At 63.1% G+C, this 23,168-nt stretch carries 21 protein-coding genes and 1 tRNA gene; 7 read left to right on the forward strand and 15 right to left on the reverse strand.

The annotated features are described in order from the left end of the window. Positions 1–6: 6 nt before the first annotated feature. Positions 7–1,392 carry a cystathionine beta-synthase gene (locus GN300_RS01730; protein WP_003943292.1) on the reverse strand — a complete coding sequence of 462 codons (1,386 nt, stop codon included), beginning with the start codon at positions 1,390–1,392 and terminating at the stop codon, positions 7–9. 71 nt (positions 1,393–1,463) lie between these two features. Here GN300_RS01730 and GN300_RS01735 point away from each other — a divergent pair, with 71 nt between their 5' ends. Further along, entirely contained in the window at positions 1,464–2,435 is a 972-nt protein-coding gene (locus GN300_RS01735) for an SGNH/GDSL hydrolase family protein (RefSeq protein ID WP_042448870.1), read from the forward strand. A gap of 121 nt (positions 2,436–2,556) precedes the next feature. Next, positions 2,557–3,774 (forward strand): acetyl-CoA C-acetyltransferase, encoded by a 1,218-nt coding sequence (locus tag GN300_RS01740; RefSeq protein WP_019744600.1) that lies wholly within the window; start codon positions 2,557–2,559, stop codon positions 3,772–3,774. Positions 3,775–3,840: 66 nt separating this feature from the next. Here the strand turns inward: GN300_RS01740 and GN300_RS01745 are convergent, their stop codons facing one another. From GN300_RS01745 to GN300_RS01780, 8 genes are all read right to left on the reverse strand, one after another. After that, a complete protein-coding gene (locus GN300_RS01745) occupies positions 3,841–4,596 on the reverse strand; it encodes an enoyl-CoA hydratase/isomerase family protein (RefSeq protein WP_063316809.1) in 756 nt (251 codons plus the stop codon). Between the two features lie 120 nt (positions 4,597–4,716). Continuing rightward, positions 4,717–5,565 carry a Bax inhibitor-1/YccA family protein gene (locus GN300_RS01750; RefSeq protein WP_020970268.1) on the reverse strand — a complete coding sequence of 283 codons (849 nt, stop codon included), beginning with the start codon at positions 5,563–5,565 and terminating at the stop codon, positions 4,717–4,719. A 194-nt stretch (positions 5,566–5,759) separates the two neighbouring features. Then, a complete protein-coding gene (locus GN300_RS01755; RefSeq protein WP_063316808.1) occupies positions 5,760–6,896 on the reverse strand; it encodes a class I SAM-dependent methyltransferase in 1,137 nt (378 codons plus the stop codon). A gap of 124 nt (positions 6,897–7,020) precedes the next feature. Continuing rightward, positions 7,021–7,707 (reverse strand): nitroreductase, encoded by a 687-nt coding sequence (locus GN300_RS01760; RefSeq protein ID WP_003943290.1) that lies wholly within the window; start codon positions 7,705–7,707, stop codon positions 7,021–7,023. A gap of 68 nt (positions 7,708–7,775) precedes the next feature. Continuing rightward, positions 7,776–8,681, reverse strand: a complete 906-nt coding sequence (locus GN300_RS01765; RefSeq protein ID WP_042448880.1) for a TIGR03619 family F420-dependent LLM class oxidoreductase — start codon at positions 8,679–8,681, stop codon at positions 7,776–7,778. A 3-nt stretch (positions 8,682–8,684) separates the two neighbouring features. Then, on the reverse strand, positions 8,685–9,536 hold the full coding sequence (locus GN300_RS01770; protein WP_030536264.1) for an SDR family NAD(P)-dependent oxidoreductase: 852 nt from the start codon (positions 9,534–9,536) through the stop codon (positions 8,685–8,687). A 46-nt stretch (positions 9,537–9,582) separates the two neighbouring features. Further along, positions 9,583–11,973, reverse strand: a complete 2,391-nt coding sequence (locus GN300_RS29865) for a bifunctional diguanylate cyclase/phosphodiesterase (RefSeq protein WP_007728817.1) — start codon at positions 11,971–11,973, stop codon at positions 9,583–9,585. After that, a complete protein-coding gene (locus GN300_RS01780) occupies positions 11,966–14,269 on the reverse strand; it encodes a bifunctional diguanylate cyclase/phosphodiesterase (protein ID WP_233405558.1) in 2,304 nt (767 codons plus the stop codon). The genes GN300_RS29865 and GN300_RS01780 overlap by 8 nt, the downstream gene beginning before the upstream one ends. Positions 14,270–14,564: 295 nt before the next feature. Here GN300_RS01780 and GN300_RS01785 point away from each other — a divergent pair, with 295 nt between their 5' ends. The 4 genes from GN300_RS01785 to GN300_RS01800 all read left to right on the forward strand — a co-directional run bounded on the left by GN300_RS01785 (position 14,565) and on the right by GN300_RS01800 (position 17,357). Beyond that, the gene (locus GN300_RS01785; RefSeq protein ID WP_007728823.1) at positions 14,565–15,242 is read left to right on the forward strand and encodes a tellurium resistance protein TerA; all 678 of its coding nucleotides are present in this window, start codon (positions 14,565–14,567) and stop codon (positions 15,240–15,242) included. 289 nt (positions 15,243–15,531) lie between these two features. Continuing rightward, complete coding sequence (locus tag GN300_RS01790) at positions 15,532–15,726, forward strand: hypothetical protein (RefSeq protein WP_007728824.1); 195 nt, start codon at positions 15,532–15,534, stop codon at positions 15,724–15,726. Positions 15,727–16,040: 314 nt separating this feature from the next. Then, positions 16,041–16,187, forward strand: coding sequence for a hypothetical protein (locus GN300_RS01795; RefSeq protein ID WP_166502511.1), 147 nt, complete (start codon positions 16,041–16,043; stop codon positions 16,185–16,187). Positions 16,188–16,670: 483 nt separating this feature from the next. Further along, complete coding sequence (locus tag GN300_RS01800) at positions 16,671–17,357, forward strand: hypothetical protein (protein WP_007728826.1); 687 nt, start codon at positions 16,671–16,673, stop codon at positions 17,355–17,357. Positions 17,358–17,450: 93 nt separating this feature from the next. Here the strand turns inward: GN300_RS01800 and GN300_RS01805 are convergent. The 6 genes from GN300_RS01805 to GN300_RS01830 form a co-directional block, all read right to left on the reverse strand. Next, a tRNA-Leu gene (locus tag GN300_RS01805) sits at positions 17,451–17,527 on the reverse strand. A 34-nt stretch (positions 17,528–17,561) separates the two neighbouring features. Beyond that, entirely contained in the window at positions 17,562–18,527 is a 966-nt protein-coding gene (locus GN300_RS01810; RefSeq protein ID WP_063316806.1) for a Ppx/GppA phosphatase family protein, read from the reverse strand. Beyond that, entirely contained in the window at positions 18,524–19,069 is a 546-nt protein-coding gene (locus tag GN300_RS01815; protein WP_003946286.1) for a DUF501 domain-containing protein, read from the reverse strand. Before GN300_RS01815 ends, GN300_RS01810 begins: the two co-directional genes overlap by 4 nt. Next, positions 19,066–19,791, reverse strand: a complete 726-nt coding sequence (locus tag GN300_RS29870; protein ID WP_075833969.1) for a septum formation initiator family protein — start codon at positions 19,789–19,791, stop codon at positions 19,066–19,068. The genes GN300_RS01815 and GN300_RS29870 overlap by 4 nt, the downstream gene beginning before the upstream one ends. Positions 19,792–19,811: 20 nt before the next feature. Then, positions 19,812–21,098, reverse strand: coding sequence for a phosphopyruvate hydratase (eno, locus tag GN300_RS01825; RefSeq protein ID WP_063316804.1), 1,287 nt, complete (start codon positions 21,096–21,098; stop codon positions 19,812–19,814). Between the two features lie 214 nt (positions 21,099–21,312). Then, positions 21,313–22,125, reverse strand: coding sequence for a lytic transglycosylase domain-containing protein (locus GN300_RS01830; protein WP_116058051.1), 813 nt, complete (start codon positions 22,123–22,125; stop codon positions 21,313–21,315). A gap of 140 nt (positions 22,126–22,265) precedes the next feature. On the opposite strand from GN300_RS01830, the gene efeU reads away from it, so the two are divergent. Beyond that, the gene (efeU, locus tag GN300_RS01835; RefSeq protein WP_063316864.1) at positions 22,266–23,168 is read left to right on the forward strand and encodes an iron uptake transporter permease EfeU; all 903 of its coding nucleotides are present in this window, start codon (positions 22,266–22,268) and stop codon (positions 23,166–23,168) included.

A 23,168-nucleotide genomic window follows, 5' to 3' on the forward strand; every position in this document is an offset into this window, starting at 1 on the left:
CCGAACTCAGGAATCCGAACTCAGGAAACCCAGGAGATCGTGGCGCGTGATGACACCGACCGGCTTGCCGTCGTCGACGACCATGAGTGCGTCGGTGTCCCCGAGCGCCTTCGTGGCAGCCGAGACCGGCTCGCCGGAACCGATGAGCGGGAACGGCTTGCTCATGTGCTTCTCGACGGAATCCGCAAGGTGCGCACGGCCTTCGAAGACCGCGCTCAGCAGATCCCGCTCGGACACACTTCCGGCGACCTCGCCTGCCATGACCGGCGGTTCCGCACCCACGACGGGCATCTGGGACACGCCGTACTCGCGCAGGATCTCGATCGCGTCGCGCAGGGTCTCCGACGGGTGGGTGTGAACGAGGTCCGGCAGCTCGCCCGACTTGCCACGCAGAACGTCGCCGACGGTGGGGACGTTGGTCTTGCCGTCGAGTGGGGTGCGCAGGAATCCGTACGACGCCATCCACTGATCGTTGAAGATCTTGGACAGGTAGCCGCGGCCACCGTCCGGGAGGAGGACGACGATCAGGGCGTCGGGGCCCTCACGCTTGGCTACTTCGAGGGCAGCGACGACGGCCATACCGCAGGAACCGCCGACCAGCAGTCCCTCCTCGCGGGCGAGGCGACGCGTCATCTCGAAGGAATCGGCATCCGAGACGGCGATGATCTCGTCCGGGATGGACGGGTCGTATGCCGACGGCCAGAAGTCTTCGCCGACGCCTTCGACCAGATACGGACGACCGGTGCCGCCGGAGTAGACGGAGCCCTCGGGGTCTGCGCCGATGACCTTGACCTTGCCGCCCGAAACTTCCTTGAGGTAGCGGCCGGTGCCGGTGATGGTGCCGCCGGTGCCGACGCCCGCGACGAAGTGCGTGATCTTGCCGTCGGTGTCGGCCCAGATCTCGGGGCCGGTGGTCTCGTAGTGGCTCTCCGGTCCGCCCGGGTTGGAGTACTGGTTGGGCTTCCAGGCGCCGGGGATCTCACGGGTGAGGCGGTCGGAGACGCTGTAGTAGCTGTTCGGGTTGTCCGGCGCGACGGCCGTGGGGCACACGACCACCTCGGCGCCGTAGGCGCGCAGGACGTTGCGCTTGTCTTCGCTGACCTTGTCTGGGCAGACGAAAACGCACTTGTATCCACGCTTTTGCGCCACGAGCGCCAAGCCGATTCCGGTGTTGCCCGAGGTCGGCTCGACGATGGTGCCGCCCGGCTTCAGTTCACCCGAAGCCTCGGCTGCGTCGATCATCTTGACGGCGATGCGGTCCTTGGAGCTACCGCCAGGGTTGAGGTATTCGACCTTGGCTGCCACCGTGCCGAAGTTTTCGCCCGTGACGGACGTGAGCTTGACGAGTGGGGTGTTGCCGATGAGGTCGACGACGTGTTCCGCGATGCGCATTCGTCCATGTTCCCAGATGAAAGAAAACGGTGCGCGCGGACGTCGGGCGAAGGTGGTGCAATCCGGCTAGATTGGCAAGTGTGAGTCGAACCGGACTGAAAGCGTCGGTGGCCACGGTGGTGGCCGGATCGAGTGCAGGCACGCTCTCCTGGTTGGGCTACAACTATCTGATGTCGCAGGCGGGGGCGGCCCGCGGGGTGATCGGTCGCAATATCGCCAAGCCACCCGAGGCGGACGGGGTGTACGCGCCCGGCGCCGACAACCCGGAACTCTGGTGGCGGGCCGTGCCCTTCGATCTCCACTTGATGATCTTCGGCGATTCGTCTGCGGCCGGCGTCGGCGCGCTGACGGCCTCGGAAGTACCGGGTGTTCAGGTCGCGAAGCTGCTTGCGAGTGAAACCGGGAAGCGAATCCGTTTGAGCACCAAGGCCATCGGGGGCGCCACCTCCCGCGGGTTGAGTGGGCAGGTCGACGCCATGTTCGTCGCCGGTCCTCCCCCGGACGCTGCGGTGATCCTGATCGGCGCCAACGACGTCACCGCCAAGAACGCGATTCACGCGTCGGCTAAACGCCTCGGCGACGCGGTTCGACGCTTACGCGAGAGCGGCGCCGTCGTTGTTGTCGGCACCTGCCCGGATCTAGGGGTGGTCACGGCGATCCCGCAACCTCTGCGCTCCGTGGTGCGCGAATGGGGCCATCGCCTCGCACTCGCCCAGGCGGCCGCGACCAGAAACGCCGGGGGTCATCCCGTTCCACTGGCCGACCTGCTGGCCAAGGAATTCCTGGCCTCGCCCGACACGATGTTCTCGGCCGACCGTTTCCATCCGTCCGCGGCCGGATACGAACTCGCGGCGAAGCAGATCGTCCCGGTTCTCGCGTCGGCTCTGGGTGAATGGCAGGGTGGCCCGCTACCCGAGCTCCCCCACGTTTCAGAGGCGGCGCAAGCCCGCACCGTCGCGGCCCGACTGACGGCGGCGGCAACCCAGTGGAAAGCCTTCGCGAGACGCACCAAACCTGCAGGTCAGCGCCCCGACGTCAACTGAGTGAGACTGCGTGACCACCATCTGGGAGCGGCAACGTAAATTGTAAGTCGAAGCTGCATTCAACTTGCCCTGCTCGACGGCGTTTCAAGCCGCCCTCGAGCAGTACACAAAAGGAGTTTTCATGCCCGAGGCAGTAATCGTCTCAGCAGTACGGTCGCCCATCGGCCGCGCAATGAAGGGTTCGCTCAAGGACATCCGCCCGGATGACCTCGCAACTCAGATGGTTGCCGCCGCGTTGGCAAAGATCCCCGAGCTCGACCCCACCGAGATCGACGACCTCATGCTCGGTTGCGGCCAGCCCGCCGGTCAGTCGGGCTTCAACATCGCCCGCGTCGTCGCCGTCCAGCTCGGCTACGACTTCCTCCCCGGTGTCACGGTCAACCGTTACTGTTCCTCCTCGCTGCAGACCACCCGCATGGCGCTGCACGCCATCCGCGCAGGCGAGGGCGACGTCTTCATCTCCGCCGGCGTCGAGTCCGTCTCCAGCTTCATCACCGGCAACGCCGACGGCCTCCCCAACACCAAGAACCCGCTCTTCGACGCAGCGCAGGCCCGTAGCGCCAAGCTCGCCGAAGGTGGAGTCGCCTGGACCGATCCTCGCGAAGAGGGCCTGATCCCCGACGTGTACCTGGGTATGGGCCAGACCGCGGAGAACGTCGCTTCGGCCACCGGCATCACCCGCGAAGACCAGGACCGCTGGGCAGTTCGCAGCCAGAACCGCGCCGAGGAAGCCATCGCTCGCGGCTTCTTCGAGCGTGAGATCACGCCCGTCACGCTCGCCGACGGCACCGTCGTCTCCAAGGACGACGGCCCCCGCGCCGGCACCACCTACGAAGGCATCAGCGGCCTCAAGCCCGTCTTCCGCCCCGACGGCACCGTCACCGCCGGCAACGCCTGCCCGCTCAACGACGGCGCAGCCGCACTGGTGATCATGTCCGACACCAAGGCAAAGGCACTCGGCCTGACCCCGCTCGCTCGCATCGTCTCCACCGGCGTCTCGGGCCTGTCCCCCGAGATCATGGGCCTCGGCCCGATCCAGGCCGTCAAGAACGCCCTGAAGATCGCCGGCAAGTCGATCTCCGACATCGACCTGTTCGAGATCAACGAGGCATTCGCAGTGCAGGTCCTCGGATCCGCTCGCGAACTGGGCATCGAAGAGGACAAGCTCAACATCTCCGGTGGCGCGATCGCGCTGGGTCACCCCTTCGGTATGACCGGTGCCCGTATCACCAACACCCTGATCAACAACCTGCAGGAGCAGGACAAGACCTTCGGCGTCGAGACCATGTGTGTCGGCGGCGGACAGGGCATGGCAATGGTGATCGAGCGCCTCAGCTGATCCCCTGAGCACGTCGAAAGCGGCCGCCCGGCTTCTGCCGGGCGGCCGCTTTCGTGTGGTCGGGTTTCAGGTATTCGTGAACTTCCGAGCAAAACTCCCCAACTCGCGAATCAACTCTCGCGCAGCGTCGTCCTCACGCTGCACGGCAGCGCGAGCTTCGTCCGCCCATCCGTGACGGAGCAGTCGTTTGGCGGCAAGGACTGCCGGTCCGACGTTGGCGGCAATCTGCTCGGCACTCTCGTGGGCGCGTGCCTGTACCTGGTCGGCCGGCACGGCGGCTGTCGCCAGTCCGTAGGCGGCAGCTTCGACGCCGCTGAGCCACCGGGCCGACAGGATCAGCTCGGCGGCTCGCTGCGTTCCGATCACCTTGGGCAGCAACCAACTACTGGCAGCTTCGGGAGCTGTACCCAGCGAAGTGAACGGTGCCCGCAGACGTGCGTCCTCGGCAACGTAGACGACGTCGCAGTAAAGCAGCATGGTCAGGCCGATGCCGACGGCAGCGCCGTGTACCGCGGCGATCAATGGCTTCGGGAACTCCACCAGCGCGACGATCAGCGGCGCGAATGCGTGGCCGAAGTCGGCGTTGTCTGCGCCTGGTTCGGCGAGTGCGCGTAGGTCGACGCCACTGGAAAATGCCTTGCCTGCACCCTCGACGATCACCACGGCCACGGCTTCGTCCGACGCCGCGTCGTCGAGCGCCTTGGTGAACGCTCGAAAACCGGCTGCATCAAATGCGTTCAGGCGACTCGGATTATTGAAGGTCAGCGTTCGCACTGCTCCGGCATCCGCGACCAGGATGGGTTCAGAGGTGTTTGTCGACATTCGCTCCCCTTCGTTCCAAACCAAGCAGTTGCTAGGTATCCAAGCACCGTAACCGTCCACAGACGACAAAAGAAGGGCCCCTCGCGGGGCCCTTCTTCGTGTTACGGATCGACTCGAGAACTAGTCGTTGTTGAAGTAGCTCAGCAGACGCAGGATCTCGACGTACAGCCAGACCAAGGTGACGGTGAGCCCGAATGCGACGCCCCAGGCTGCCTTCTCGGGCGCCTGTGCGCGGATCAGCTGATCAGCGGCGTCGAAGTCGAGCAGGAAGCTGAAGGCTGCGATGCCGATGCAGACGAGGCTGAAGATGATGGCGACGGTTCCACCGTCACGCAGTCCCAGTCCGCCCTCGGTGAAGAAGCTCGCGACGAGGTTACCGAGCGCCAGAACGACAACACCGATCAACGCACCGATGATCATTCGCGTCAGACGAGGTGTCACCCGAATCGCACCGGTCTTGTAGACGACCAACATGCCGAAGAACACGCCGAAGGTTCCGAGGACCGCCTGCGCAATCAGCATCGACGCGTCAGCGCCTTGGAGTTGGAAGGTGAACATGAACGACAGCGCACCGAGGAACAGGCCCTCGGCCGCGGCGTACGCCAACACGATTGCCGGGTTGTCCATTTTGCGACCGAACGTCGCGACCAGAACCAGAACGAGGCCGACGAGACCGCCGCCGATGACCAGCGGGGCTGCGAGGTCGGCGTTGTTGTTGACCAGGAAGTACGACACCAGTGCCGAGATCGTCAGCACACCGAGCGTGATGCCCGTCTTGGTGACGACGTCGTCGATCGTCATGGCCCGCGAGGTGGGACCGGTCTGGTACGGCTCGGCCGGAGCGTACTGCGGCTGACCGAACTGCTGGGTTGCCTGCGAGGCGCCCGCCGTCGCAGATCCGAACGAGGCGTATCCGTTGCCCTCTTGCTTGGGCAGATTGCGGAACACCGGGTTGCTGGTGGTGCGCACCGTGATCATCCCTTCATCGTGGTGGCCTACGACGGGTGCGTCGCGGGTTCGCCGGACGGATCCGAGTTTCCGACACGGTCCGTGTACCTGACTAAAAGTAAAGCACTCGTAATTTACAACGTCGAAGCTTCGGTTGTAGTTCCCGGCGCATTTCCGGAAGATCAACACTCTTCGACACTCGTCCCTTTTCGATACTAGGACGGTTTGACCGACTTCATCACGATGAACTTCGCGTTCTTCGCCATCGCCTCGCTCGGACCCACCGCGGCTTTCAACGGTTCGCGATACCCCAGATGCGCGTTGTGAACAGTCCACAACTCGCCACCGGGACGCAGGACACGGCCGGCAGCTTCGAACATCTTGAGTGCTCCGCCGGTGTGGACCGCCGCGCCGACGTGGAACGGCGGGTTCAACAGAACCAGATCCGCGCTCGCACTGGGCAACGAACTCACGGCGTCGTCGCGCAGGCCGCTCACTCGATCGCCGACGCCATTTGCGGACGTGGTCGCCAGAGCCGAAGCGACGGCTGCCGAGGACTGATCCGTTGCGATCACGTGCACGTCCGGGAACTTCCGCGCGATCGCCGCCGCGAGAATGCCGCTGCCACAACCCAGATCGATCACGTCGCTCAGCGGATCGACCGCAATCTTTCCGAGGTTCTCCAGGAGCAACCGGGTGCCGATGTCCAGGCTCGCACCGGCAAACACTGCGCCGTGAGCAACGACGTCGAGGTCGAATTCGTCGAGGCGTTCGGTCACCGGGAACGTGATAGCAACATCGGGCTTCGGTTCCGAAGCCTTGAGTACGCGGGACTTCTGACGCCCACGCGAGGCGCTGACGTCGGAAAACGATTCGCCGAGAACCTTGTTCATCGCTGGGGTGATGTGCTTGTCACGCCCACCGGCGAAGACACGAACCGCCGGGTCGGCGTGAAGCGCGATCAGCTGGGCGATCTCGGCAAGTTCGGCGAGGCTACGCGGCAATTGCATGAGCACGACGCGGGCGCCGCTGAGCAACTCCTCGTCCAGTCCGTGCGAGGTGAAGGCGTCACTGAATCCGAGTTCGCGCGCATTGTTCGCGAGGGCCAGCTCTCCGGTGAGCGGATCCTGGTGAACGCGCACGGCGGCGATTCCGTGCACGAGCGCAACACCGGCAGTCAGCGCACCGTAGTGATCGCCGATCACGACGACGGTGCCCGCCGGTGCCGCGGCGAGAGCGTCGGCGGCCTCGTCGAGGATCAGACGATCAGCCGCATCGACGGCAAAGAGATTGGGTGCCTCGACATCGGGGAATCGGCGCAGACGATCGAACAGTTCGGGTGTGTCGGACATGCCACCAGTCTTTCAGGTGGAACTACGCAACACTCAATCCCCCGACCAGCAGGTGATCAGTTCGACATCCCTGTCAGTTCGACATCCCTGTCAGTTCGACATCCCTGTCAGTTCGACATCCCTGTCAGTTCGACATCCACTGCACGACGTTGTCGACGGTTTCGCGTTCGGTGCGGAATCCGTTCACCGGGTGGTCGGCGTCGGGGTATCCGAACGAGATCGCGCAGACAACCTTGCGAGTGTCGTCGATACCGAAATGCTCGTGAATGAACTTGGAGCTGCCCGCGAGCGCCGCCTGCGGGATGGTGGCGACCCCCAGACTCTGGGCCGCGAGCAGGAAGCTGTTCACGTACAACCCGCAGTCGACTGCGCCGTAGGTGCCCAATGCCTCGTCGGTGGTGATGATCGCGACGTGAGGAGCGCCGAAGAGCTCGAAATTCTTCATCGTCTGTGCCGCGGATCCGGCGCGGTCACCGTGCTCGATTCCGACGCTCGAATACAGCGCCATCGCGCAGTCGAACCGACGCGACTTGTAGATGCCCTGGTACGCGCGCGGGAACTCGAAGTCCGACTCCTGGGCGTTGGCCATCACGTACTCACCGAGGCCGGCGCGGAATCGCTCGGTGCCCTCCCCTTCGGTGATCGCGACCTGCCACGGTTGCGTGTTGCACCACGACGGCGTCTTCTGCGCCAGCCGAAGGATCTCCTCGATCACCTCACGTGGCACCTGACGGTCCTCGTAGGCGCGGCAGCTGATCCGGGCGTCGAGCAACGCTTCCAGGCTCGTATCCACGACGATGCTCTCGGTCATGTGTTCTCTCCTCGATCAGGCTGCACTACAACACTTCGCACGATAGAACTACCGCCTCGACGCAATAGTCAGCGGGTCACCTTTGCGAAGGCCGCCACCAGCTCGCCGAACTCTGCCATCGCCGCATCCGGATCCGGATCTACTGCTGCCAGCGCAACCAGCACATCGGTGGCACCGGATTCGAGCAGCTGCTCGGCGCCGATCATCGTCGCCGGGAGGTCGATCGAACCGTCGGACCCGCGTACGACGGTCAGTCGCCCACGGACCTGCAATTCCGCTGGATCGCGTCCGAGATCCGCCATCGCTTTGCCGATGACGTCGATCCCTTCACGTAGGTCGTCGTCCGCGGCACCCATTATCGGAATCCACCCGTCACCCCAGGTTGCGACGCGTCGTACAACGGCCTTGGAGAGCGAACCGGACACCCAGATCGGGATTCCAGCGGCCGGACGGGGCGCACAGTACACGTCGTCGAACTTCAGACGAGGGGTGTCGATGCTCGCCGGCGCCGAACTCCACAGGGCCCGGCACACTGCGAGAGCGTCGTCGAGCAGTGGTCCCCTTTTACCGAAGTCCATACCTGCCGCCTCGTATTCACGTTCCTGCCAACCGGTTCCGACGCCCAGGTCGAGTCGGCCCCCGGAGAGCAGATCGAGTGTCGCGGCCGTCTTGGCCAGTACCGCTCCCCCGCGCAGCGCCGCGATGACGATTCCGGTCCCCAAGCGAATTGTCTTCGTCTGTCCGGCAACAAAAGCCAGGACGGTCAGCGGCTCGAGCCAGTTGGCGTCGGGCTCGGTGGGGAACGCCGACCACGTGTACGCCGAGTTGTCCGAGCCCATCACCACGTGATCGGTGACGAGGACCCGGTCGAAGCCGGCAGCTTCCGCGCTCTGACAGACCTGCACGAGTTTCGCGTAGGAGTCCTCCGCGAGAGTGGTGCCGAAGTTGGGAACGTTCAGACTGAAAGTTGTCATGTGTCAAGCCTTTCGGGGCCGGTTGGTCCAGCCACCCTCTTCTGTGGGGAACCAGCCTCCGGCAGCGTGCGAGCCGCCGTCGACGTGGATCACGGTTCCGGTGATGTATCTCGCCAGGTCGGAAGCCAGGAACAGTGCGGGGCCGGCAATGTCGACCGGCTGGCCCGGTCCGCCCAACGGTGCCCACCCCGGCCACTTGTCCCAGTCGTCGGCAGGAACGATCGTGCGATACGGCACCTGTACCGACTCGATCAGATCCGGGGCAATGGCGTTGACGCGCACTCCGGTTCGACCGATCTCCACACCAAGGCTCCTGGTGAACTGTGTCAGCGCGGCCTTGTATGCCGAGTACATCGTGTGGCCCGGGATCGCTCGATGCGCCTCCACCGTCGTCAGGTTCACGATCGATCCACCCAAACCGCGGTCGATCATGCCGGGAAGCAGGGCATGGGTCAGACGCACGACGTGATCGAAATTGATGCTGCCGGCCTCGGACCAGAAACCGGGATCCGTACCGGTGAACTCTGTCGGCGGGTTCAGGAAATGACCCACGTTGTTCACAAGGACGTCCGGGGCGAACTCGGTCAACGCGACGGGGACTTCCCGCGTCCGCACGTCGTACTCGAGATAGTTGATCGAACCACCTGCAGCCGAGTCGAATTCGACGTCGCCAAGAGGAGCCACGTCGACAACCAGAACTGACGCGCCATGCGATGCAAATGCTCGAACAATCGCTGCGCCGATTCCCTGGGAACCGCCTGTGACCACTGCCTTCTTACCCACCAACATCGGCCCTGGGGAGTACGCCGATCCGACCACCACGAAGACACCCTTCTGCAGTTCGATGTGAAGCACTTCGGCGTACCGTCACACATCGAACGGCAAAACGGGCGCAAAGTTCTCACTCAGTGGTAGCCGCGACACCCCACCTGCTCGAACCGCCGAGTCGCCCATTCAAATAGTGCGGAATCTCGGCTGCCCGTATCGGCATTCCCTCGAGGTACCCCTGGATCACGTCACATCCGCACTCGGTCACTATCGCGCGCTGCCTCTCCGTCTCCACGCCCTCGGCGACGGTGTCCAGCCCCAGAGACTTGGCAATCGCGATGACGGCTCGCAAGACAGCGAACCTCGAATTCGAGGGATCCGCGTCCAGCGGTGCGACGAACGCCCGATCGATCTTCAACCGATCGAGCGGCAGCCGGGCCAAGCTGGCAACCGAGGAGAACCCTGTGCCGAAGTCGTCCATCGCAATGGCGATGCCGAGCGCCGAGAGCTGTACCAACACATCTCGGTCGGCGTCGTCGATGACCAACGATTCGGTCACCTCGATCTCGAGTCGGCTGGGGTGGAGGTTCACCTCGATCAGTGTCCGGCGTACCGAGTCGACGTATCGACTCGAACGCAGTTGCACCTGAGAAACATTGACGGCAACCCGAATGTCCTCCGGCCACGTTGTCGCCGCCGTGCAGGCAGCCCTCAGAACACCTGCACCGATCGGCACGATCAAGCCGGTTTCCTCGGCGACCGAAATGAAGTCTCCCGGCGAGACGAGACCTGAAGTCGGATGGTTCCACCGCAGCAGAGCCTCGAACCCGACGACAACTCCCGTCGCGGCCGAGACCTGTGGCTGATAGACCAACTCGAACTCTTCGTCGATCAACGCACGACGAAGATCCAACAATGCCCTGGCCCTACCCGTCGCACGATCCCGCAAAGTCGCATCGAAGGCGCGAATCTGGTTCCGACCGCTCTCCTTTGCGTGGTAAAGCGCGAGGTCCGCGACAATCACCAGGTCTTCGAGGCTGTCGGCGTCGTCGGGCATCGAGCCGTACCCCAGACTGGCACGAATGCGAATCTGGTTGCCGACCAGTGAAAATGGTCGTTCGAATGAGTCGAGAATCGTTTGGAATCTCTTCTCCACCTCATCTGCACTCCCGATGTCGTCGAAGGCTAGGTCGTCGAAGGCGATGGCGAACTCGTCACCCCCCAGTCGGCCACAGATCTCGTTCGATCGCAGAACGCTGTGCAGTCTGCCGGCAACATCGCGAAGCACGTCGTCTCCGATGTGGTGTCCCAACCGGTCGTTGATCGACTTGAAGTTGTCCAGATCCAGAATTGCCAGCCACACCCTGTGTCCGTCCCGAATCCGCGAAGACAGTTGAGCGTTGAAGCTGTACCGATTTCTGAGCCCGGTCAACGAATCGATCTCTGCCAATCGCAAGATGTTCTGGCGCTGGTGATACGAGTGCGTGATATCGGATCCGACACCGCGCCACCCGTAGGTCGCCCCATCGCCACTGCCCGGGTGACCTGACATCGACCACCAGCGAGTATCGCCCCGAACGACGACCTGCATGGTGAGGTCCCGAAACGCCGTCCCGGCTTGAAAATTCGCGGCGAGGAGATCAAGGGACTTCCTGCCCACATCTGTTCGGGACGCGCCGATCCCGATCAGGATCTCGTGCATTGTGCGGCCCCGAATCTGTGCTGCCGGCAAACCGACCTGCTCGGCGAAGCGATACGACACGGTACTGGCGATACCGCGCGAATCGGTCTCCCAGAGCCAATCCTGTGCTCCGTCTTCGAGATCGTTGAGCAACAACTCGACGAGATCTCGTTCGTCCTCGGCTATCAGTTCGGCGCGTAGCCGTCTCTCGAAAAGTTTGGCCAACAGCAAAGTTCCGCTGTAGAGCGAACCTACAAAGACGACCAGCACCCCGATCAGCACGAAACGCGATGTGCCCGGTTCCGTCCAGAACGCCCCGGCCAACCCGACTCCCACCAGGCTGATCCAGACCACAGTGATTCCGCGAAACATCATGGTGGGAAACACGCCGACCGCGATCCCACCGATCAAGGTCGAGCTCAGTACCAACTCGTCACGAGGATCGAGCATCGGGAAGAGAACGAGAGCCAAGCACGCCAGGAGCACTCCCCAGACAATGATTTCGACTGTGAGTACCACCAGTTCGGTGGTCTGGGACTCGGAGACGCCGAGACGCGAGCGCCGGAGCCAATACACACTGAATCCAGCGCTCGACAACAGCATGACGCTCGACCAGGCGAAGGTGAACCATCCGGCATCCACCGGCAGAAGCACCACGATCGCTGACAAGGCAACCGCCGCGGTCAGAAACGACCACGGCAGTACGCGCGCGGTGAACCGCAGTCGTCGATCGAGTAGGCGACGGCGATCGTAATCCGAGAGGTGTTGTTCCGTGCCGCTGCGACCGAGTTTGCGCACCGACGTCCCGACGCGACGCCTACGGAGTACTGCCGGGTCACCCACGTCGGCCTGCTACCGCCGCTGCGACCGCGTCGACCGACATGGCTCCGCCGGCGATGTATCCCTGAACAGTCCTCACCCTTGCAGCGGCCACGGACTTCAAGTCCTCCTCACCGTCGACTCCCGAGACGACGACCTCCATTCCCAACGCGTCGACCAGATCCACGACAGCTTCGAGGATCGACCGTCCACCAGGCACTGCACCCGAAATGGAGCGCTCTATCCGGACTCGGGTGAACGGAAGGCCGGACAGTGATGCGAGCGAGGAGAATCCGGCGCCGAACTCGTCCACGGTCAGCGCGATTCCCATGTCCGCGATGGCGTGCAACGCAAACTTGGACTCGTCGGTGATCGCCGATGATTCGTTGAGTTGGAGCTCGAGCTGATGTGCACTGACACCTGATCGTCGAAGCGAATCCCCTATCGCGACGACAAAGGAATCCGATTCGAGCTGACGCGTCGATACCGCGACGGCTACCCGCAGGTGATCAGGAAGGCGGGACGCCGCCTCGCAGGCCAACTCGAAGACGGTAGTCCCCAGTGAGTACGCCAAACCGGTGTCGTCTGCGACGCTCATGAATTCGGCGGACGTAACGGCACCGAGGCGGGCGTTGTGCCAGATCACGCGGACTTCCACGGCCACGATCTCGCGGGAAACCACGTCGATCCTGGGCAACAGCTCGAGTTCGAGGTCCTTCTCCGCGACAGTGTTTCCCAGATCTTCGAGCAGGCGGGCCCGCCGATCGGCCACGGACTTCATCGAGTCTCGATATTCACGTACGGCCCCGCGCCCGGATTCCTTTGCCGCGAACAAGGCCAGGTCCGCAGCGCCCATCATCTCGTCGGCGGAGGACGGCAGCTCGTCGGGGAGGTAGTACCCGATGCTGCATCCGATCTCCAACCGCGTACCGGCCACTGTGATCGGCTCGTGCAGAGTTTCGATGTAGCGGCCGAGCAGAGTACGAACTTGTGAGCTGTCACCCACATCGGTGAAAAGAACCGCGAACTCGTCTCCCCCCAGACGTGCGAACAACTGTGACACCCCGCCGGCTTCGGACAGGCGATCCGCGACCTCTCGCAGAACCGCGTCGCCAACGGTGTGTCCCAGTGTGTCGTTGACCGACTTGAAGTTGTCGAGGTCGAGCATGGCCAACGCGAGACCACTTTCGCTTGTGTACGGCTCGCGCAGCAGTCGCTCGAGCTCGGTCCAGAAGCTGTGCCGGTTCGGCATACCGGTGAGTGCGTCCACACGACCCATCCGCACGATCTCGTCACTCTGCAGTTTTACTTCCGTGACGTCGGAACCGACTCCTCGCCAGACGAACTCGTCGGGTGTACGGCCGGGGCGCGGGCGTCCGGAGATCTGCCACCACCGAATTTCACCGTGAACTCGGACCGGAACGAGCACGTCGACGAATGCGGTCTTCGTGTGGCGGGCCTGCTGCAACTCCATGAGCGCATCGATCCCGCCGGGGATCCGTAGGGTGCCCAACTCCATGAACAGGTCCTGCCACGCCGTTCCCTGCAACTCGGTGGAGTCCAGCCCCGCTTCGACCGCGAGCCGCGTCGGGATTCGGTTGAACTTGCCTTTCTGGTCCGTCTCCCACACGAAGTCCCCGGCGTTGCCTTCGAAGTCTTCGAGAAGCATCTGCACGACCGATCGTTCCGACGCGGCGCTCAATTCAGCTCGATAGCGAGATTCCAGGTTGCCCGAGACCACTATCGTGCCGCCGATCAGAGCCGCGCCATAGGCGATCATTCCAATGAGAATTCGTTCGAACTCGGGTCCCGGCTGAAGCCAGAATGCCACCCCGAGGATTATCAGATTGGACAGGACCCAGGTGACCCCCACCACTCGCAACATCGCGGTGGCCACGGCTCCGGCACCGGTGATCGATGTGGTGACCGCTATCAGGATCAGATCGCCGGAATCGTCCAGGATCGGGTACAGGACCAGGGCGAGCGAGGAATACAGGATCCCGACTACAGCAAATTCGACGATGAGAAACGCGTAGGACATCCGGTACGTGGGTGTGATCAGGTTGAAATGAATGGCGAGACCCACGCACATCCCCACCAACCCGATCACGCCGGACAGAAATGGCCACAGGCTTGGTAACAGTCCGCTGTCCGGCGGAATCACATACAACGTCAGCCCGAGTGTGACGACGAGGTGGACGGCAGCGGCCCATGGCAGCACGCCGAAGGTGACGGCTATCTGCTCGCGAGTGACGTCATCGCGCTGGGCGGGCGTCAGTCTTTCTCTCTGGTGGGGTTGAAGAAGAGACAGGACTGACATCTCTTACCTCCCGCTCCCACGACGCAATCGAATCGGACGTCCGACTCAGCAATTCTCCCGTAATTGGGCACTGCGGTGTCAACCAGTACGTCCGACCTATTTCGGAGTCAGGTCTGCCCACAGACACAGTAATCAGCAAACTGCTGGTCTGCCGGAAGTTGGTGCGGCGAGTTTGATACCCACGGTTGAAATCAGACATGAGGGACAATGGCCGGAGATCGCCGATCACGTCGGTGGAGATTCCTCGACGGGTAACACGATCGGACTCATTCGAGTTCAGACAAGGACTATCACGATGGCAATCGACTACACCCGACGTTCCGGCGAGTCCACTCCGTCGCAAGCACCGGTCAGCCTGAGCAAGATCACGCTCACCAAATCGGCGCCGACGGTCAACCTCGCGAAGGCGGGTGAACGACAAGGCAATATGCGCGTGAACCTCAACTGGTCACAGGGGGCTCCACCGAAGAAGACCGGTTTTCTCGCCAAGCTCGCCGGCGCAGGCTCTGGTGCGGTCGACCTGGACCTCGGATGCCTCTACGAACTTGCCGACGGGTCCAAGGGAGTAGTTCAGGCCTTGGGTAACAGTTTCGGTTCACTGACTTCTCCGCCCTACATCTCCCTCGACGGCGACGACCGCAGTGGCGCGAACACCGGCGGCGAGAACATGCACGTCAATCTTGGTGACCCAAGCGCTTTCCGGCGAATCCTGATCTTCGCGATGATCTACGACGGCGCTCCCAACTGGGCGGCCGTGGACGGCGTCGTCACCTTGTATCCCACCAACGGGCCGGAGGTGGAAGTGCGACTCGACTCCGCGAGCAACCAGGAGCGACTGTGCGCGATCGCGCTCATCCAAAGTTCAGGTCAAGGCGTGACGGTGACGCGCGAAGTTCAGTACATCAACGGCAGTCAGTCAGATCTCGATCGGGCCTACAACTGGGGAATGAAATGGGCTGCCGGACGAAAGTAGGGGCTGCGGACGCGATCTCCCCCATCCGAACGACAATGTCCGAATCATCCACAATGTCGCAAGTTACTGGATAGTGTCGAGAAGTGGGGTCGGACATGAGGGGTCACGCTCGACACCGATAGTGGGTCGGTGACGCTATGTGCTTGGCGGCGCCGACGTTCGACCGGAAAGGCCCTCGATTTCCCCCGAGATCGAGGGCCTTTTCGTATCTTGCGTCACTGTTCGCACCCTTTCATTAGTTGATCGTTAAACTAGGCGTTCGTCCAACATGCACCGATGGAGAACGTGAATGTCCACGAATTCAGATCGACGCCCGCGCCTGCCCGTGAGAATCGCCTACCTCGCCGCAGGAGTTCTCTTTGTCGCCGCCATGCTCCTGTTGGCAAGCGTCGTCAACCCTGATCGGGACCGCGATTTCTCGATGAACCACGTCCCCGCGGGGACGTCGACGACCGCCTTCGCCGCAACGTCCGACCTCGGCTAACGAAGGTACCGGTACGTAAGTGGCGCACGTCACGAACTGTGGGTAGTTTCAACGCCGATGGTTCGCCGTAGGTCGGTATTGAGAGGGACGGCCAACCACTGCCCTGCCTGGTTGCCCCACCCAAGCAGGCAGGGCACCCCAGATCAGGCAGGCACCCCCGATAATTTAAGCCTCAAGTAACTGTTACTCGGGAAAGACTTGTATCAAACCGGGGCGAATCGTACATTTCATCCGGCAGTCGGCCTTCGTCCGACGCCTTTGCCGTCAATGTCGACGGAACTTCTCTGAACACCACCACAAGTCGGCCACTTGTCGTGACCGCATTCGTCCTCGCGAAAGGCTCGCCCATGTTCGATTTCTTCGGCGCAATCTCCGGCTTCTTCGGCCTACTGTTCGGCACCGGCTCGTCGAGCGGGAGCTCGGGAGGAAGCAGCGACGCACCCGTCGCGCCGCCTACCTGATCCACAAGCCTCACCCGGCACCGATCCGCCGGGTGAGGCTCTCGCCAATCTCTTTGAAACACAACGTAACAGCACTTCAACTCCACCGACTTTTCTGCGGATTCACGCCGACACACTCCGGCGTCCGGACAGTTTCACCACATCGCCTGCAGTAATGGGTCCTGTGTCCGCCATTCTCCGCCGAGGCACACCCGCAGACCTCCCAACCGACAAGGCATGTGTTCGCCGTGAGCCGGTGTCCATTGGGGCAGCAGTCCGGGGATTGCTCGGTCAACCGCATCTCCACATTTTCGCACACATGTTCGACAACTTGCTACTGCACGCTGCACATTCGATTACACCGGCCGCTTCCGGTCGGCCCGAGCGCAACTATCCCTTCCGTCACTTCGGTCTGCTTTAATACGAAGGCTTTGTCGGGGGTTTACCAATGTCCGAAGTTGTCGAATTTCTGCGAGCACACGCAGGCGAACACGGGGTTGAACTATGGGTTTCTTCAAGAAGGCGGCTGTGACTGCTCTAGCGGTCGCTGCAGTCGGAGCATCAACAGGGATCGCATCAGCTGATCCGTCGACCGACGTGAATTACGAAGCGAAGGTCGTCGACAAGTCGATCGTCACCACCATCGACGCCGGGCTGTTCAAGGTGTCCGGCGACGGCAAGTCCGTCGTCTTGCAGGACAGCAAGGGAGCCGACCTTGTTTCCCTGCCTCTCGCATACAACCTCGGGGATCTACAGTTCCCCTTCGATCGCACGATCAGTGAAGACGGTAAGACCCTCACGCTGACACCGATCACCGATTCTGCGAAGGCAACACCTCGACCCGAGAGTGCGCCTGCGGCAAAGGAATGGACGCCCGTCGCCTCGCCCGAGGAGAATGATCGGGCGATTGCGCACTTCCAGAGCCAACTCGGACTCGGCACTCAGGTCGGCAGCCTGCTCGGCACCATCGTCGGCGCCGGAATCGGTTGCGCTGTCGGCGCTCCGCTGGGCTTGACCATCGTCGGACTCCCCGTCGCCGCGGCACTGTGCCTGGGTGGCCTCGCAACAGGCGCCGGAATCGGCGGTGTCGCCGGAACGATCCTCGGCGGCGGCGGCGCGGCTGTCGTAGCCGGCATCGATCTCGTCAACACGCTGAATGCTCCTGCAGGGACGACCGTCTGGGCTCAGTAGCCACGTGGTGGTCAGTCACTGCTCCACGGAAAACCCCGCCCGTCCGAAGAGGACGAGCGGGGTTTTTCGATTCAATGTGCAGGAGGATCTACGTGGTGCCCCCAGTCGGACTCGAACCGACACTTGACGGATTTTAAGTCCGTTGCCTCTGCCAATTGGGCTATGGGGGCCTTGCCGCACCCGACGGGTCGGGTGCGGCAGGGATCAGACTATCGGGTCGGTCTGAGCTACCGACATCGCGATGCCGTCGAGTATGTCGTGTTCGCTGACAACCAGTTCGGTGATCCCGGCTTTGGCTTCGAACGCTTGAGCCAGCACCGTGGTGATGATCGCTCCGCCGCCGATGACGTCCACCCGCCCCGGATGCATCGGGCCGAAGGCAGCACGATCAACCCGAGGCATAGCAATGAGACGCTCGCACACGTCGAACAGTTGATTGAACGAAATCCTCGACAGGTGCACCTTCTCGGCGTCGTACTCCGGAAGATCCTGCGCGATCGCGGCCAGCGTCGTCATGGTTCCAGCGACACCCACCCACGTGTGCGCCTTCTCGACGGGTACGGCCTCGAACGCCTCGGCAAGTTTCGTGGTCGCGAAAGCCGTCGCCTCGGAAACCTGCTCTGCTGTAGGCGGATCCGACGGTAAGCACCGCTCCGTGACGCGCACACAGCCGATGTCGGTGGAGTACGCAGCCTGGACGCCCGACGTGTCGCCGAGGACAACTTCGGTGGATCCGCCGCCGAGATCGACCACCACGAAGGGGCCCTCCGACGGATCGAGTTCTCCCACAGCACCGCTGAACGAGAGGCGCGCCTCTTCGTCGCCGGTGATGACCTCTGCTCCGGATCCGGGAACCACCGCGCCGAGCACGTCCCGCGTCATCGTGAAGAATTCTTCCCGATTCGCAGCGTCGCGAGTAGCCGAGGTGGCGACCATGCGAACGGCGGTTGCTCCGGCATCGGCGATCATCGACGCGTACTCGACCAGCGCGACCCGGGTGCGTTCGATGGCCTCGGGCGCGAATGTCCCTGTCGCATCAACACCTTGACCGAGTCGCACGACGCGCATCTCGCGCCGGACATCCACCAGACGACCGTCGGCGCCGACGTCCGCGATCAGCAGTCGAATGGAGTTGGTACCGCAATCGACTGCGGCGACACGGCGAGTCACCGGTCGGTGTTGTCGGCATCGTCGATGCCAGGCCAGTCCGCGGGAATTGCAGTGCCGCGCAGCTTTCCGTGACCGGCCAACGCGACGGACTCGTCACCGAGCGGGTTGACGCCGGGCCCCTTGGCAAGCGAATGTGCCATCAGCACGTGCAGGCACTTGACACGATCCGGCATTCCACCGCCGGCAAAGTCGGTTCCCAGAGATTCGATCGCGTCCCGCTCGGCAAGGTACGACTCGTATGCCCGTCGGTAGGCCGCGGCAAGTTCCGGATCCTGGGTCAGGCGTTCGGTCATTTCACGCATGACGCCGGCGGATTCCTGACGGCTCGCTTCGGCAGTCAGTCGCGGGTCCGTGAGGTAGTACAACGTCGGGAACGGTGTTCCGTCCGGAAGTTTGGGGGCGGTCTTGACCACGCCCGGCTGACCGTCCGGGCTGCGGTACGCGATCTCGATCACTCCGCGTGGCTCACGGCCCAATTGAGCGGCAACGGCGTCGAGATCCGCTTGTGAAACCTGTGGGGAATTTTCGGACGTGTTGCTCACCCGGTGGGTACTCCTTGTTCTTCTGGCTCTATCGGCGCCAACGGCATCGGGGCCGGTGTCGTCGTCTCGGGAACCACTGGCGGTTCCGAAATCGTTTGCCACAGATCGCGATACCACGGGCCTGTGAGCGGTGTTTCCTTTTCCTGCTTCTTCTCGGGTTCCTTGTAGTCACCGGGAAGCTGAACCTGGAACGGGGTCTCGCCCGGTTTGACGTACCGAAGGCGTTCTCGTGCAAGAGCTTCGATGTACGCAGGGTCGTCGAAGCGCGCGTTCTGCCCTTGCAGCTTTCGCAGCTCTTCCTCGAGTACCTGACGTTCGGCCGCCACCTGCGCGGCATCCGAACGCTGGCTGATGTAAGTACGGAGCGGCACTGCCAGTGTCAGCGCCAGCATGAGCACAACCATCGCGAGCACAACTGCCCGACTGGTGGACAAGCCGAAAATGGTGTTGTCCGACTTCGGAAGCCGAGACCAGAACTTGTTGGTTCCGCTCTTCCCCCGGGCCGACTTCGACCCTCGCGCCGACGCTTTCTCGGCGGAGACCCCCGGTTGCGCGGGGCCTGTCACAGCGGAATCGACTGCTTCCGGATCTACCGAAGGTTCCGACACGCGTGGGCGTCGGGCACTGTCCCGACGCGCACGCGACGGTGTGTCCCCACGACGGGAACCACGACCCCCCGGACTTCCGCCGGGGGATCGTGGCTTACCGCGCTGTGCAGACACTACTGAATCTTAGATTTCCGTCAGGCCTCGAAAGCGAAGCGCGGGAACGCAACCTCGCCGGCGTAACGTGCTGCGTCGCCGAGGTTTTCCTCGATGCGCAGCAGCTGGTTGTACTTGGCAACGCGCTCGCTGCGTGCCGGAGCACCGGTCTTGATCTGGCCGCTGCCGACGGCAACCGCGAGGTCGGCGATGGTGGTGTCCTCGGTCTCGCCGGAACGGTGGCTCATCATCGTCTTGTAGCCGTTGCGGTGAGCGAGATCGACGGCGTCGAGGGTCTCGGTCAGGGTGCCGATCTGGTTGACCTTCACCAGGAGTGCGTTGGCCGCACCCTTGACGATGCCTTCTTCGAGGCGCTCGGGGTTGGTGACGAAGAGGTCGTCGCCGACGAGCTGGATCTTGTTGCCGATCTGATCGGTGAGTGCGACCCAGCCGTCCCAGTCGTCTTCGTCGAGCGGATCCTCGATGGAAACGAGCGGGTAGGCGTCGATGAGCTCGGCGTAGAACGCCGCCATCTCGGCCGCGGTGCGGTTCTTGCCCTCGAACTTGTAGCCGGTGCCGTCGGTGTAGAACTCGGTGGCAGCGACGTCGAGAGCGAGCGCGACGTCGGTACCCAGCTTGAGGCCGGTCTTGCTCACGGCGATCGTGATGAGGTCGAGTGCTTCCTTGGTGCCTGCGACGTCGGGCGCGAATCCGCCTTCGTCGCCGAGACCGGTGGAGAGGCCCTTCTCCTTGAGAACCGACTTCAGGGAGTGGTAGACCTCGGCGCCCCAGCGCAGCGATTCCTTGAAGCTCGGTGCGCCGATGGGAGCAACCATGAACTCCTGGACGTCGACGCCGGTGTCTGCGTGCGCGCCACCGTTGAGGATGTTCATCATCGGGACAGGGAGAACGTGAGCGTTGGGGCCACCGACGTAGCGGAACAGCTCGAGGCCCGAGGACTCGGCGGCGGCGCGAGCCACGGCAAGCGAGGCACCGAGCAGAGCGTTTGCGCCGAGACGCGACTTGTCCGGGGTGCCGTCCGCGTCGAGCAGCGCCTGGTCGACCGTGCGCTGCTCGGTTGCGTCGATGCCGATGATGGCAGGAGCGATCTCGCCGAGCACAGCCTCCACGGCCTTCTCGACGCCCTTTCCGCCGTAGCGTGCGCCACCGTCGCGCAGTTCGACGGCTTCGTGCTCACCCGTCGAAGCGCCGGACGGCACCGCAGCCCTGGCGAAACTTCCGTCTTCGAGCAGAACCTCGACCTCAACCGTGGGGTTACCACGGGAATCAAGGATCTCGCGAGCTCCGACCTGCTCAATACTGGCCACTGTGTGGTTCTCCTTCGAATGGGCTTCGCATTGGGGCACGCTCTGCGTGCTTGACACTTGGGCTCCGACCCCTCCGGTCGAAAGAGGACCACGATCGCGGCTGGGCCTCTGCAGTGCCAGCACCTCTGTAGTGCCAGCACACAGCCTAACCGCACGGGCCGAAGGCTTCTTTATCGACGCGCGGTCACGGGTCCGACCTGCGGATCGATCACCGTCAGTCCGGCCGTACCCCGACTGAATACGCCGACGCACGATCACGAACGAGCGCGAGATAGTCGCCCGAGAGGTTGTACGCCATCAGTGCCTGCTGCCATCCGGCAGCGGAAGTGAGGTCTCCCCCGCGTGCACACAGGTAGCGGGCGGCCGTGAGGGCAGCGTCGTCGATGTTGTCGGGGTCCACCCGGCCGTCGCCGTTGGCGTCGACTCCCCATTTGAGCCACGTCTCGGGGATGAACTGCATGGGCCCCATCGCACGGTCGTGCACTGGATCGCCGTCCATCGCCCCGCCGTCGGTATCGGGGATCTCGGCAACTCCCGGGCCACCGTCGAGAGGGATTCCCCGAATGATCGGAGCAACCTGGCCGAACGCGTCGACCGACGAGCCGTCGTAGGTCCCGTGGCGGCTCTCGACGCTGCCGATACCGGCCAAAGTTGTCCACCCGATTCCGCAGCCGGGAAGCGTCTCGGCCATGACCGCAGCGGCGTACCCGTAGGCCTCGAGTGCCGTCGTCCCGATCCCGATGTCGTCCGACAATCCCGCTGCCCAGTCGGCGAGTTGATCAGCACTGCGGCCGGGAGCATTGATGTCGATCGGCGGCGTCGGAGAGCCGGTACCTGGGGGTATGCCCTCGGGAATAGCAACCTTCGGTTCGTTCGATCCGCAAGCCACGACGCCTGCGCCCAGCAAAGCTGTTCCGGCAGCTACTGCTGCTACGGCTCGCGAGAGACGCCGGGGACTTCTGCGGGCTGCGGGAGTTCGGTACACCCCTCCATCATCCACATGCGAGTGAACTACTCCCGAATCCATTGGTAAAGAACAGCAAAAGTACAGGTGAGGGCATGGTTCGCCGTCGATGATGGAGTATCTTCTTCTGAGTTAAGGCTGGCCTAGCCTCACGAACTTGTCCGAAGCTGTTACACCCTTCCTGTCAGGAGTCGCCCGTGCCCGTGTCGGTACTCGCTGCCGCGAGCACACCATCAGTTGCCACCCAGTTATTCGGCAGTGGCCTGATCGGTCTGCGCGAAGGCCTCGAAGCGGGCATCGTGGTGATGATTCTCGCCGCCTACCTTGTGAAGGCGCAGCGCAAGGACGCACTGAAATGGGTGTGGCTCGGCGTCGCGATCGCCGTCGCGATGGTGGCGATCATCTTCTTCGCGATCCACTACGGAACGTCGACGGTCGACGGCCTGACCGCAGAGATCATCGCGGGCGTTGCCTCCCTGATCGCCGTCGTCATCGTCACGATCATGGTCCTGTGGATGCGTACGGCAGCGAAGAACATTTCCGGAGATCTCAAGGCGGGGATGGAAAAGGCGCTCATTGCCGGACCCGTCGCCATTTTGTCGCTGGCATTCTTCGCGGTCGGTCGTGAAGGCGTCGAGACAGCGTTGCTCATGGTGGGGTACGCAGAGAACACCGCCGGCAGCTCCTGGCCGCTGGTCGGACTGCTCCTCGGAATTCTCTTGGCCGCCGTCTTGACCGTCGCCATGTACTTCGGCGCCCTCCGTCTCAACCTCACGACGTTCTTCCGGTACACGGCGATCTTCCTCATCGTCGTAGCCGCCGGAATCCTCTCGTACGGTGTTCGCGCTCTGCAGACCGGAAACGTCCTGCCGGGCGGTTCGAATCTCGCGTTCAACCTGACACCCGGCTACGACCCGTCGACCTGGTACGGCACCGTCCTCGCCGGAATCTTCAACTTCCGCCCGGACCCGACCGTCCTGCAAGCCGTCGCATGGGTCGTCTACCTCGTAGTCGTCCTCGCGCTCTTCCTACGTCCCCTTCCGTCGAGCCCATCGGAACCGACAACCCCGCCTGCGCACGACACACACGTTCCCGAAAAATCCTGA

The organism is Rhodococcus sp. Ni2 (assembly GCF_021352185.1).
GTDB lineage: Bacteria > Actinomycetota > Actinomycetes > Mycobacteriales > Mycobacteriaceae > Rhodococcus_F > Rhodococcus_F qingshengii.